12 protein-coding genes are annotated in these 13,358 nt (G+C 54.4%); 9 read left to right on the plus strand and 3 right to left on the minus strand.

The window, feature by feature from the left end; genetic code table 11:
- Positions 1–9: 9 nt before the first annotated feature.
- From ABJI08_RS20895 to ABJI08_RS20930, 8 genes are all read left to right on the plus strand, one after another.
- Positions 10–726 carry a transporter substrate-binding domain-containing protein gene (locus tag ABJI08_RS20895; RefSeq protein WP_348403783.1) on the plus strand — a complete coding sequence of 239 codons (717 nt, stop codon included), beginning with the start codon at positions 10–12 and terminating at the stop codon, positions 724–726.
- 54 nt (positions 727–780) lie between these two features.
- A complete protein-coding gene (locus ABJI08_RS20900) occupies positions 781–1,665 on the plus strand; it encodes an ABC transporter permease subunit (protein WP_348404018.1) in 885 nt (294 codons plus the stop codon).
- The gene (locus ABJI08_RS20905; protein WP_348403784.1) at positions 1,662–2,468 is read left to right on the plus strand and encodes an ABC transporter permease subunit; all 807 of its coding nucleotides are present in this window, start codon (positions 1,662–1,664) and stop codon (positions 2,466–2,468) included. Before ABJI08_RS20900 ends, ABJI08_RS20905 begins: the two co-directional genes overlap by 4 nt.
- Positions 2,469–2,651: 183 nt before the next feature.
- A complete protein-coding gene (locus tag ABJI08_RS20910; protein ID WP_348403785.1) occupies positions 2,652–3,968 on the plus strand; it encodes a glutamine synthetase family protein in 1,317 nt (438 codons plus the stop codon).
- Between the two features lie 41 nt (positions 3,969–4,009).
- The gene (locus ABJI08_RS20915) at positions 4,010–4,690 is read left to right on the plus strand and encodes a type 1 glutamine amidotransferase (RefSeq protein WP_348403786.1); all 681 of its coding nucleotides are present in this window, start codon (positions 4,010–4,012) and stop codon (positions 4,688–4,690) included.
- Entirely contained in the window at positions 4,690–6,048 is a 1,359-nt protein-coding gene (locus ABJI08_RS20920) for a glutamine synthetase family protein (protein ID WP_348403787.1), read from the plus strand. Before ABJI08_RS20915 ends, ABJI08_RS20920 begins: the two co-directional genes overlap by 1 nt.
- A gap of 45 nt (positions 6,049–6,093) precedes the next feature.
- The gene (locus tag ABJI08_RS20925; protein WP_348403788.1) at positions 6,094–7,398 is read left to right on the plus strand and encodes an FAD-binding oxidoreductase; all 1,305 of its coding nucleotides are present in this window, start codon (positions 6,094–6,096) and stop codon (positions 7,396–7,398) included.
- Positions 7,399–7,551: 153 nt separating this feature from the next.
- Positions 7,552–8,769: an aminotransferase class I/II-fold pyridoxal phosphate-dependent enzyme gene (locus ABJI08_RS20930; protein ID WP_348403789.1), complete on the plus strand. Its 1,218-nt coding sequence runs from the start codon at positions 7,552–7,554 to the stop codon at positions 8,767–8,769.
- Between the two features lie 57 nt (positions 8,770–8,826).
- Here the strand turns inward: ABJI08_RS20930 and phaR are convergent, their stop codons facing one another.
- The 3 genes from phaR to phaC all read right to left on the minus strand — a co-directional run bounded on the left by phaR (position 8,827) and on the right by phaC (position 11,882).
- On the minus strand, positions 8,827–9,375 hold the full coding sequence (gene phaR, locus ABJI08_RS20935) for a polyhydroxyalkanoate synthesis repressor PhaR (RefSeq protein WP_348403790.1): 549 nt from the start codon (positions 9,373–9,375) through the stop codon (positions 8,827–8,829).
- A 138-nt stretch (positions 9,376–9,513) separates the two neighbouring features.
- The gene (locus ABJI08_RS20940) at positions 9,514–9,960 is read right to left on the minus strand and encodes a phasin family protein (RefSeq protein ID WP_348403791.1); all 447 of its coding nucleotides are present in this window, start codon (positions 9,958–9,960) and stop codon (positions 9,514–9,516) included.
- Positions 9,961–10,088: 128 nt separating this feature from the next.
- A complete protein-coding gene (phaC, locus tag ABJI08_RS20945) occupies positions 10,089–11,882 on the minus strand; it encodes a class I poly(R)-hydroxyalkanoic acid synthase (RefSeq protein WP_348403792.1) in 1,794 nt (597 codons plus the stop codon).
- Between the two features lie 116 nt (positions 11,883–11,998).
- Here phaC and phaZ point away from each other — a divergent pair, with 116 nt between their 5' ends.
- On the plus strand, positions 11,999–13,276 hold the full coding sequence (gene phaZ, locus ABJI08_RS20950) for a polyhydroxyalkanoate depolymerase (protein WP_348403793.1): 1,278 nt from the start codon (positions 11,999–12,001) through the stop codon (positions 13,274–13,276).
- Positions 13,277–13,358 lie beyond the last annotated feature (82 nt).

The raw sequence follows: 13,358 nt of genomic DNA on the forward strand, positions 1-13,358 counted from the left end.
GAGCAATACATGAAAAAACTAATCCTCAGCACGGCGGCCTTGGCACTGACAACCGGGTTTGCCATGGCGGACACAGTCCGCATGGGCACCGAAGGCGCCTACCCTCCGTATAACTTCATCAACGACGCTGGCGAAGTTGACGGGTTCGAGCGTGAACTGGGCGACGAGCTGTGCAAACGCGCCGAACTGACCTGCGAGTGGGTCACCAACGAATGGGATTCAATCATACCCAACCTCGTTTCGGGCAACTACGACACCATCATCGCGGGCATGTCGATCACCGACGAACGCGACGAAGTGATTGATTTCACTCAAAACTACACACAGCCCGATCCGTCCGGTTATCTGGCGCTGATGGGCGCTGATGTCGATATCAAAGGCGGCATTGTTGCGGCTCAGACCGGTACCATTCAGGCCGCACATATTGCGGCATCCGGCGCGACACTGGTCGAATTCGCAACCCCCGAAGAAACCATTGCAGCTGTACGCAGCGGCGAAGCTGACGCGGTACTGGCCGATGACGCCTATCTGCGCCCGTTTGCGGCCGAAGCTGATGACCTGACGATGCTGGCCGAGACAGAAATGCTGGGCGGTGGCGTCGGCATGGGCGTGCGCGAAAGCGACGGCGAGCTGAAAGGCAAATTCGACGCGGCGATTGCTTCGATGAAGGCTGACGGCAGCCTGAATGCGTTGATCGCCAAATGGGAAATCGGCCCGGGCTTCTGATCCTGCGCCATTTGACAGCGGGGCCGATCCTTTTTCGGCCCCGCGATTATGCACATGTTTTCATACTGTTCTGATCCATCCACACTAGAAGGGCTGACCTGGCTCTCATGCTACCTGACCACGGGCAAGCACATGTCCTTCTATATGTCCTTTGGCACCGTGCTCTTGCTGCTGGCCATCACCGCCCCCACGGCACTTTTGTTCGGGTTCGGCGGCGCTATGGCCGCGCGTGCACGCTTTGCCCCGCTCAGCTGGATCGGTAAGGCCTATATCGCCGTCGTGCGCGGCGTGCCTGACATTGCCTTCTTTCTGTTCTTTGTCATCGCGCTTGATCAGGCCATCGAATGGTCCCGCCATAAAATGCTGTGCCGCGACTGGACCGACGCGATCCGTCAGGGCAATGATTTTGTTGTCTGCGCCGAAGCGAAAATGCCGCTCTCGACCGCCGCCCAATGGGTGCACGAGGTTTATGGCTTCAGCCTTGCAGTGATCACCTTTGCCATCGTGTTTGGCGCCTTTGCCGCCAACGTGATTTTTGGCGCCATGCGCGCCGTGCCCCGCGCCCAGATGGAAACCGCCGAAGCTTATGGCATGACATATCGTCAGTCTTTCTGGCGCATCATGGTACCGCAAATGTGGGTCTACGCCCTGCCCGGCCTGTCCAATCTGTGGATGGTGCTGATCAAGGCCACCCCGTTGCTGTTCCTTCTGGGCGTCGAAGACATTGTTTACTGGGCCCGCGAAATGGGCGGCTCAAAAACAACCCGCTTTACTGCCTACCCGCATGGCGACTGGCGCATGTGGTACTTCTTTGCGCTCCTCGTGTTCTACCTTGCCTTTACCCGCGTCTCTGAAATCGCACTCGACCGGCTGATGAAACGGCTCACACACGGACAGGCCACGTCAGGCGGCGAAGCCCAGCGGAGGGCCAACGCATGAGCTGTTGGGACACCGTCGCTGATTACGCACTGCGTTCTGTCGGTATTGGCGCACGCCTCTTGCCCAAAGAGGATTTCACCCTGTGCCAACAGTTCACGCTGATCGGCTCGGGAATGATCTGGAACATCTACTTTGGCCTTCTGGCACTGATATCCGGTTTCTTCTTTGCCACCGCTCTGGCCGTCGGCAAAAGCTCGGCCAACAAATGGCTGCGTAAACCGGCGGAATGGTTCATCTTCATATTCCGTGGCTCGCCGCTGTTTATTCAGTTCTTTTTCGCCTATTTCCTGTTCCTCTCTCTGAAACAGGTTCTGCCGATCTTTGCGCCCTTTACGGCGGCGTGGCTTGGCGCGCTTGTGGTGCTGTTCTTTAACACTGCCGCATATACCGGCGAAATATTCTATGGCGCATTGTTGTCGATCCCCAAAGGCGACATCGAGGCTGCAGATGCTTATGGCATGACCGGATGGAATAGATTTCGCCGGGTTACATTTCCAACCATGCTGCGATTGGCATGGCCTGCTTACACGAACGAGGCGATCTTTCTGTTTCACGCCACCACGCTGGTCTATTTCTCGGGATTTCCGGCTTGGCGTCAAAAAGGCGACGCGTTGTATTACGCCAGCTATTTTGCTGACAAAACATTCAACCCGTTTATCCCTTATCCAATTCTGGCCGGATATTTCATTGCCCTGACATTGGTTGTGGTCAGCATCTTTGGCATGGTGAACGCCCGCCTGAACCGCCACTTGCCCAAGGAAGCCCGCCGCAAAATCCGCTTCCGTCCGAATATCATTCGCTGAGTGCACCTGCACTGCCCGGATAATTTTCTCTGTTTCCGGGCGGTGGCGATGCCGCGCCCGACTGAAAACCAGACCGACGTGATACCGATGCAATACCGACGTTACGCCGACGTGCCAATTTAGGGCTGGACAAGCTGTAATTGCCTGTAAATAATTTGATCAAATTATTCGATCAGGTGTCTGATGAAGCTCGACCCGTTTCAAACATTTCGCGTTGCCGCGGCCGACCTGAACGGACAGATGCGCGGCAAACGACTGCCCTCCGCCTATGCCTCAAAGCTGTCAAACGGCGCTGTGCGCATGCCGTATTCTGCGCTGAATGTCGACATCTGGGGTCATGATATCGCCAACAGCCCGCTGGTGTTTGAAACCGGTGATGCAGACGGTGTGTTGATGCCCACAGAACGCGGGCCAGTCCCGATGCCGTGGCTTAAAACCCCAACCGCGCTGGTGCCCATGATGATGCAATCAGAAGACGGCACACCCTTTCTGGGCGACCCGCGTCAGGCCTTGCGTCATGTGCTGGAGCGGTACGAAAAACGCGGTTGGACCGTGATGGCCGCAACCGAGATGGAGTTTACGCTGGTGGATGACAGCGGCGATACATTGACGCCGCCCACAGACCCGCGTTCAGGGCGCGCGCTCTTTTGCGGAGACGTGCTTTCACTCGATGAACTGGACGCTTTTGATCTCTTTTTCACCGAGTTGTACGAGGGCGCTGCCGAGATGGGTATCCCGGTGCAAACCATGACGTCCGAGGGGGGGCTGGGTCAGTTCGAAGTTACGCTGAACCATCAGAACGCACTACGCGCGGCCGATGATGCGCTGTTGTTCAAACTGCTGCTGCGTGGCGTCGCCCGTAACCACGGCATGGCGGCGACTTGTATGGCCAAACCGTATCTGGATGACGCGGGAAATGGCATGCATGTGCATTTTTCTGTGCTGGATGCCCAAGGCAACAATGTCTTTGACAATGGCGGGCCCGAGGGCAGCGAGACTTTGATGCACGCGCTTGGCGGATGCACCGCAGCGATGCAGGCCAGCACGCTTATCTTTGCCCCACATGGCCCCAGCTATGATCGCTTTGCCCCGGGTGCCCACGCACCCACAACTGTCTGTTGGGCCTACGAAAATCGCACTGCGGCGCTGCGCATTCCCGGTGGATCGCCCACCGCGCGGCGGATTGAACACCGCACAGCTGGTGGCGACGTGAACCCCTACCTGATGCTTGCCGTTGTACTGGGCGCAGCCATCGAAGGGATCGAAAAAACGCTGTCACCGCCTGCCCCCATTTCCGGGAATGCCTATGATCAGGACTTGCCGCAACTCGCCAAAGACTGGGCAACCGCAATCGATCTGTTCGAAACAGACCCATTTATTGCCCGGTGCCTGCCAAATGATCTCATCCGCAATATGGTCATGACCAAACGACAAGAGTTACGCCTGCTCGGCGACATTCCTAAATCTGAGCAATGGAAAACCTATCTGGAACGTGTATGACTCTCGTCAGACAACTCAAACCGCGAACCAATTGGTGACACATGAAAATCGGCATCCTTCAAACCGGCAAACCTCCTGAGGAAATGCTACAGGACTATGGCGACTATATTGACGCATTCACTGCGTTGCTGGCCAACCAGGGATTTGAATTTGAAGGCTGGAGCGTTGTTGACGGCGACTTTCCAGCCTCGGTTCAGGACGCCGATGGCTGGTTGATTACCGGCTCCCGCCATGGCGCGTATGAGGATCACGACTGGATCCCGCCGCTCGAAGATTTCATCCGCGCATCCATATCTGAAAAGGTGCCGATGGTGGGGGTCTGCTTTGGCCATCAGATCATCGCGCAGGCGCTTGGTGGTAAGGTCGAGAAGTTCTCTGGCGGTTGGGTTGTCGGACATCAAACTTATGATTTCGCGGGCACGCAAATTGGCCTGCACGCATGGCATCAGGATCAGGTGGTCGAATTGCCACCGGGGGCGACCACGATTGCCAGTCAGGATCATTGTGCCCACGCAGCAATCGTCTACGGCGACCGCGCCTTTACGGTTCAACCCCACCCTGAATACGACGCGGGCTTTATCGAAGGTTTGATCAAAATCCGAGGCAAGGGCGTTGTCCCCGAAGATCAACTCACCGATGCCCTGAACGGCCTGGGCCAACCCACCGCCAACCAAACTCTCGCTGATCAGTTCGCCGATTTCTTTCGCCAAGAGAGGGCGTAATGAGCGACTGGGTTCAGAACGCCCCGCAGGCTGCTCAGGCGTATCTAGAGGGGCAGCGTCTGGACGAGGTTGAATGTATCATTTCAGACCTGCCCGGCATTGCGCGCGGCAAGGCGGTCCCAGCATCGAAATTCGCGCGCCAGGACTATTTCCATCTTCCCGATTCCATTTTTTACCAAACGATAACAGGCGATTGGGGCGAAGCTGCGGGCGATGGTGGTTTCATTGAACGTGATATGGTCCTGCGTCCTGATTGGAATACGACCACCGCCGCCCCCTGGACCGGGGACTGGACACTGCAGGTCATCCACGACGCGTTTGACACCGACGACAACCCTATCCCGTTTAGCCCCCGTAATGTACTTAAACGCGTCGTTGATCTTTATCACGCCAAAGGCTGGAAGCCCGTTGTTGCGCCGGAATTAGAGTTTTATCTGGTCGCGCGCAACATTGATCCCGCTAAAGCAATCGAGCCGATGATGGGTCGGTCCGGCCGCCCGGCGGCTGCCCGGCAAGCCTATTCGATGACGGCTGTGGATGAATTCGGCCCGGTGATCGATGACATTTACGACTTTGCCGAACATCAGGGGTTCGAGATTGACGGTATCACGCAAGAAGGCGGCGCCGGACAGCTGGAAATCAACATGGTGCACGGCGACCCGGTCAAGCTGGCTGACGAAGTATTTTATTTCAAACGTCTGATCCGCGAGGCGGCCCTGCGTCACAATTGCTATGCCACGTTCATGGCCAAACCGATCGAAGGTGAACCCGGTTCCGCAATGCATATCCATCATTCGGTGATTGATATTGAAACCGATGAAAACCTCTTTTCCGGACCACAAGGCGGCGACACCGATGCGTTCTTTCACTTTATCGCCGGATTGCAAAACCACCTGCCCTCGGCCATTGCCGTGCTGGCACCCTATGTGAATTCCTACCGCCGATATGTGCGTGATCACGCCGCGCCGATCAATCTGGAATGGGGGCGCGACAACCGCACAACCGGCATCCGCATTCCATTGTCGTCACCTCAGGCGCGACGAGTGGAAAACCGCGTCGCTGGTATGGATTGTAATCCCTATCTCGGCATCGCGGCGTCACTGGCGTGCGGCTATCTCGGGTTGATCGAACAGGAACGCCCAGATCGTCAGTTCAAAGGCGATGCATACGATGGCGAAGAAGCTGTCCCCCGTATTCTGGGCGGCGCGCTGGATATGTTTGATGCCGCCAAATCCTTGCATCAGGTACTGGGCCCTGAATTTGCACGTGTATATTCCATCGTGAAACGCGCTGAATACGAAGAGTTTCTAGAAGTCATCAGCCCATGGGAACGCGAACACCTTTTGCTTAACGTGTGACGCTCGCAGCCACATTGTCGGCTTTAATCTAATCCGGAGCGCCTCGTGAACCTGCTCTACAGTAATGATCGCAAGGGAGAATATCCCAAAAGCTGGTATGCGGACACAGTTACGCCGCTGCCGCCATTCGAGCAGCTAAGGGGCGAAACACGCGCCGATGTTTGTGTGGTCGGGGCTGGATTTACCGGACTGTCCACCGCTTTGCATCTGGCAGAACGCGGATATGACGTTACCTTGCTTGACGCGCATCGCGTTGGGTTTGGTGCATCAGGACGCAATGGCGGGCAACTCGGGTCCGGGCAGCGCATGGAGCAGGACGGGCTTGAAAAGTTGCTCGGGAATGATGATGCGCAAAAGCTTTGGCAACTCGCAGAAGACGCAAAAATGTTGGTCAAAACCCTGATCAACCGCCATGACATTGAATGCCACCTCAAACCCGGCGTCGCACATGCTTGTTTTACCAAGCGCGAGGTGGCGCAGGAACATAACTATGTACGGCATCTGCAAGATGTTTACGACTACAACCAGATCGAACCGCTGCACCAAGAGCAGATGCAGTCGATTTGCCCATCTCGAAAATATGTCGGCGGTTCGCTGGACATGGGCGCCGCCCATTTGCACCCCCTCGCCTTGAGCCTTGGACTGGCGCGTGCTGCAAAATTCGCTGGTGTCCGTATTTTTGAAAAAACGCATGTACACGGGCTGATCCGGAACAAGAAAGTCACCGTCAAGACCGATCAGGGGCGCGTTGTGGCGGATCATCTTGTGCTGGCATGCAATGGATATCAGGGCAATCTTGATCGAAAAGTCGCCGCCCGCGTTATGCCGATCAACAACTTCATCGCCGCAACAGAACCGCTGGGCGACCACACCAGCAAAGTTCTGGCGCGCGATGTCGCGATTGCCGACAGCAAGTTCGTCGTAAATTATTTCCGGCTGTCCCACGACAACCGGTTGTTGTTTGGCGGCGGTGAAAGCTATGGGTATCGGTTCCCGCCGGACATTGCTGCATTGGTGCGCAAACCGATGACGGAAATATTCCCCCATCTGCATAACGTCGGCATCGATTATGCATGGGGCGGCACGCTGGCAATCACCATGAAACGCATGCCCTATCTGCGCCGGATTGCACCAAACATCATCAGCGCCTCTGGCTATTCCGGCCATGGCGTCGGCACCGCAACCCACGCCGGTCAGCTTATTGCGATGGCCCTGACAGGCGAGGCTGAGGGTTTTGACACTATGGCCCGCATTCCTGCCGCGCCCTTTCCCGGCGGAACGCTGTTGCGCAGCCCGCTTTTGGCGACGGCAATGACCTGGTACGCCTTGCGTGATCGCTTGGGTGTCTAAAATCACCTATTGAATTAAGAACTTATCGGACAAACGGACGCGACGCCTTTGTGTAACGTGACGGAATATTCACACATTTACTGTGAATCCAGTTGGCACCGACTCCGCTTTGTTTTATATTTTTGAATATCGAGCATAAGAAAGTTGAAAACTATGACTCTTCCGCCGAATGTTTATGACGCCGAACCCATCCCCGAATCCGCCCGCGCCGAAATAGACCGACTGCTTCAAAGTGGCGATCTGTTCCGGTACACGGCTCCGGAAAATGCACCGGTTGCGCTTCTTGAAGAAGAATTCGCAACGATGATGGGCGCCAAATACGCACTGGCCGTTTCGTCTTGCTCAGCTGCTCTGTTTCTATCGCTTAAAGCGCTTGGATTGCCGCGCGATGCGCGTGTGCTGATCCCGGGTTTTACTTTTGCTGCCGTGCCATCTTCGGTCATTCACGCAGATTGCATTCCGGTTCTCTGTGAAGTGGGCGAGAATTACCGCATCGACATCGCGGATTTTGAACGTCGCCTGGATGACACCATTTCGGCCGTCATCATCAGCCACATGCGCGGCCACACGTCCGATATGGACGTGATCCAGGCCCTGTGTGACGCGCGTAGCATTCCGATTGTCGAAGACGCCGCACATTCGCTGGGTACGACGTGGAACGGCACAAACATCGGTACAATCGGTCGGGTGGGTTGCTTTTCCTTTCAGTCTTACAAGCTGATCAATGCTGGCGAAGGCGGCATTCTGATCACTGATGATGCCGATCTGATCGCGCGCGCCGTGATCATGTCCGGGGCATACGAACACAATTGGCAAAAGCACAAATCGCCAGTGGGCGATAACACGGGTGAGCTTGAAGCCGCGTTTGCCCGTTGGCAGAACCAACTCCCGCTTTACAATCTACGCCTGTCGAACTTGTCGGCGGCTATCATCCGGCCCCAGCTGAACGAAGTGCCGCGCCGGGTCCGTGACGGACGTCGCAACCATGACTATGTCGCCGGTCTGCTGAACCAGTCCCCTTGGTTGGCGGTTCCGGAAAAGCTGTCCCCGGAAGAACGCGCGCCGGATTCCATTCAGTTCAACCTTGTTGGGATGGACAACGCACAGATTAAGGCCTTTCAGGCTGCAGCCAATCTGCGTGGCGTCAAAGTTCAGGTCTTTGGTCAATCCAGCGACAATGCCCGCGCATTTTGGAACTGGCAGTTTATCTCCGGTCTGCCCGAGCTGCCTGCCACACGAAAAATGTTGATGAAGGCCTGCGACGTGCGTCTGCCCGCGCGCCTGAAACGCGACGAGCTGGAAATTATTTCTGGCGCACTAACTGGTGCCGCACAGGATGTAATGGGTCAGGAACGCGCTTACGGCACCTGACCACTGGTCACTGGCACGTAAACGGACAAAGGCAGGACAATGTGTCCTGCCTTTCATTTATTTGAGCTTGTTCAGCTTTTCATTAAGCTCGGACAATTGTTTTTTGATGGCGTCCAAATCTTCGCCATCATCCTGTTCGCCCTCTTCCGCGTCGTCAGGGGCTGTGCCGCCGGTCCAGTTCATGCCACCGGTGATGGCTTTCATAAAGGCCTCTTGCTGCGCCTGCATTGCTTCCAGCCCGGGCATTTTCATGCTGGGTGACATGCCACCCATCATCTTTTCCTGACCGTCACGTAGCATATCAAACGACGCCGCAAGGAATTGAGGCACAACGCTTGTTGCTTGTGTGGTGTAGCTTCTCACCAAATCATTCAAAACATTGATCGGCAGCACGCTTTCGCCGCGGCTTTCGTGTTCGGCAATAATTTGAAGCAAGTATTGTCGGGTAAGATCATCGCCGGTTTTCAGATCGACGATCTGAACCTCACGATCATCGCGGATAAACCCCGCGATATCTTCCAGTGTAACATAGTCACTGGTCTCAGTATTATAGAGCCGCCGGCTGGCGTAACGTTTGATTAACAGTGGTTTCTTTTCATCAGCCACAATCGTCTCCCCAAGAGTTTTGTGCAATGCAGAAAACACTATGCGACTGCAGCACAAAAAGAAAGGGCAGGCCTAAGGCCTGCCCCTGCAATCTGCACCTAATGGGAGGATTAAGTGAGTGATTGCCTGTCTTAAAGCTTATTTAACTTTGCCAGCTTTCTTAGCGGCAGCAGTTACGTCGTCAGTTGCTTTTTTGACGGCGGCAGTTGCTTCTTCTGTGGCGTCTTTGCCAGCAGCCATCAGCAGCTCAACAGTTTCGGCCTGAACTTTTTTCGCAACTTCAGCAAAGGCGGCCATGTTTTCGGCAGCAACTTCAGCTTGAGCAGAGGCGAAATCGGTCATCGCTTTTGCGTAATCGGCAGGCTCGGATTTGGCTTTGGACATGTCGGCCAGCTTGGACAGAGTGTCTTTGGTCCATTTCGACGAGATTTCCGAAGATTTCTCTGCAGCTTCCAGAGCAACGCCGCTCAGTTTTTCGTTCAGCGAGGCTGTGTTTTTGAAAGCGTCGTCCAGAGCGGAAGTGTCGACTGGAAATGCACCCATCATGTCTTTCAGGATCGCGTTCACATCTTGTGTCTTAGTCATTGTTCGGTTCCTATTTGCTGTGCAGGGTGTGCCTGCCGTTGTCTTCTGAACCCAATATGCTTTCTGCGGCGCAGCATTTCAAGTTTTTTTTGCTGCACTGCAGAATAAATTTTGAAGATCGTTCAAAATCAACGTGTTGCTTTGACCTTCACATAGGTTCCTGGCGCATCACCAAGCACAGGATGTTCCGAATCGCCAAAATCCCGGGCTGGAATTTGCTTGCCTGACCGGGAAGAAAGCCACTTATCCCAACGCGGCCACCATGACCCTTCATGGAATGTCGCCCCTTCCATCCAGTCCTCTGACGTCAGTTTGACATCAGCATTTGTATAGTGGCCGTATTTCTTTTTACTGGGCGGGTTCACAATCCCGGCGATGTGACCAGACTCAGACACAATAAATGTCTTTGACCGGCTCTTGGTTTGTTGGAACCCTTTGTAACAATCTTTCCAGCGCGCAATGTGATCCGTTTCGCAGGTCACCGAACAGATCGGAATATCAACATCCTTAAGGCTCAGCCGCTCTCCACACAATTCAACGCCACCGTCAGCAAATTCATTGCTTTGGCAAAGCTGTCTCAAATACTGATGCGCCATTTTCCCCGGAAGCCCAGACCCATCCCCGTTCCAGTACAACAGATCAAACGCTGGTGGCGTCTGCCCCATCATATAGCTTTTGATTGCCGGGCCATAGACAAGGTCATTGGACCGCAAAAAGCTAAAGGTCCGCTGCATGATAAACGACCGCAACAACCCCTCTTCGGTAATTTCGTCGTCTATCCCGTCAATAAAATCGTTCTGCAGGAATGGTGTAAACTCTCCCTGATCCGAAAAATCAGTCAAAGTGGTAAAGAACGTCGCGGACTTAACGGATTTGTCCCCGCGTTGTTTGAGCAACGACAAAGTCAGGTGCAGCGTCGTTCCCGCGATACAATAGCCAACCGCGTTGACCTGATTTTGTTTGGTGATTTTTTTGACCTCGGAAATTGCGGTCAGAAACCCCTCTTCAATGTAGTCGTCAAGACTTACGTCCGCATAGGATCGGTCAGGGTTGATCCAGCTGACAACAAAGACAGTATAGCCCTGATCCACCGCCCAACGGATGAGGCTGTTGGATTCCTTGAGGTCCAGAATGTAATATTTGTTGATCCAGGGCGGGAAAATGATCAGCGGAATTTCGTGCACTTTTTCGGTCGACGGCGAAAACTGCAGCAATTCGAACATTCGGTTGCGGTACACAACCTTGCCCGGCGCGGTGGCAATATTGCGGCCAATCTCAAACGCGTCTTCGTCAGCAAGGCGCACGATCAGCTCGCCATTGTTGTTTTCCAGATCGCGGATCAGGTTTTCAAGCCCATCGATCAGCGACTGACCATCGGTTTCGACAGCTTTCTCCAACACGTCCGGATTTGTCCCCAGAAAATTGGTCGGCGACATCATGTCGATGATCTGCTGAGAAAAATATTCGATGCGTTGCTTTTCTTTTGGATCCAGCCCTTCCAACTCGGTCACGGACTTCTCAATAGCTTCGGCATTCAACATATATTGCTGTTTGAGAAAGTTGAAATACGGGTGGTTCTGCCACAGCGGGTTTGAGAATCGCCGGTCTTTCGGGGCCTCTTCCGGCACTGCAGCATCTTCGCCCTTCATGAGCAGATTTTGCGCGTCAACAAAGTGGCGAACGGACTTACTCCACAACTCCAGCTGGTTTTCAAAGACTTTTCCGGGGTTGCTCATCATTTCTTGCCAATAGGCACCCGCAGCGTTGGTGAACACCTCGGTATCAGGAGAATTCAGCTCATCTCTCAATGGCTTACGGTGTGTCATCACTTCAACCAAACGTCGCGAAAGCTCTTCAACTTTGGTCAAATTCTCATTCAAACGCTCTAAATTCTGACCTGCGTCATTCTCGTTTGTTGTCATAATTAACAATTAGCCCTATTCTCGCCGCTACGCAGCATTCAAAATGTATTGCCCTACTACAATACAGTATAGAGCGCTGCCTGTTGGGTAGATACCCTGAGGTTTAGGAGAAGCAAATGCGGTACATGGCCACGTACGATCTGATGGAGACCGTTCGAAACACCAACCAGTGGCTAGGGGCAACCGCCTCTGCGATGGCATCGTACCCGATGTTTTCAGTGGTTCCCAACCCGGCCTTCAGTTGGCTGGCCGCCTGGGGTGAAGTCACAGAACGCACTTTTCAGCGCATGGTGGTCAAACCCGACTGGGGCATCCGGACCTTTACCTGCGAAGACGGCAAGGACCACCTGGTCAATGTCGAGCCTGTCGTAGAGCGCGCGTTTGGAGACTTGCTGCATTTTAATGTGGTCGGCCGCAAAGAGCAGCCACGCAAAGTGATGCTGGTCGCGCCGATGTCAGGCCACTACGCCACTTTGTTGCGCTCAACAGTCAAAAGCCTGTTGGTGAATTGCGAAGTCTACATTACCGACTGGCACAATGCGCGCGATATTCCGGTATCCGAAGGCAAATTCGATATCGAAGATTACACACTTTACCTTGTTGATTTTATGAAAGAGCTGGGTCCGGACACGCATGTCATCGCTGTGTGCCAGCCTGCCCCGTTGACGCTTGCGGCCACGGCCTATCTTGCGGGAGAAGATCCCGAAGCTCAGCCCCGTTCGCTGACACTGATCGGCGGCCCGATTGATCCAAACGCAGCCGCAACAGATGTGACAGACTTTGGTCACCGGGTTGGTATGGGCCAGCTGGAAGAAATGATGATCCAGCGCGTCGGTTTCAAATACCCGGGCGTTGGGCGCATGGTTTACCCCGGCTTGCTTCAGCTTGCTTCATTCATGTCGATGAATGGCGAACGTCACTCACAAGCGTTTTCAGATCAAATTCAGCGTGTGACCCGTGGTGAAGCCTCGGACCACGATGCTCATAACCGCTTTTACGACGAATATCTGGCCGTCATGGACATGCCTGCCGAATTTTATCTGTCCACGGTTGAACGCATTTTCAAAAACGGTGAAATCGCGAAAAACGAATTTGTTGTGGATGGGCGCAAGGTTGATATCGGCAAAATCACCACTGTTGCCGTGAAAACTGTCGAAGGCGCCAAGGATGACATCACAGCGCCGGGCCAGTGTGTTGCAGCGCTCGACCTTCTGACCGGTCTGCCGGACGAAAAGAAGGCCAGCCATGTCGAACCCGAAGCCGGCCACTACGGTATCTTTGCGGGCAAGAGCTGGCGTAGCAATATCCGTCCGCTGGTGTTGGACTTTATTGATGCCAACTCAGAGGCACCAAAACCCAAGCAGTCACCAAAGCCGAAGATCGCAGCGGTCTAAACGAATTTACGCGTAAGAATTGAAAGCGGGGTCTGACTGACCCCGCTTTTTTTGTGCTTTGCAGGCGCAGGCTCGTTAATCA

The organism is Shimia sp., assembly GCF_039969785.1.
GTDB lineage: Bacteria > Pseudomonadota > Alphaproteobacteria > Rhodobacterales > Rhodobacteraceae > Shimia.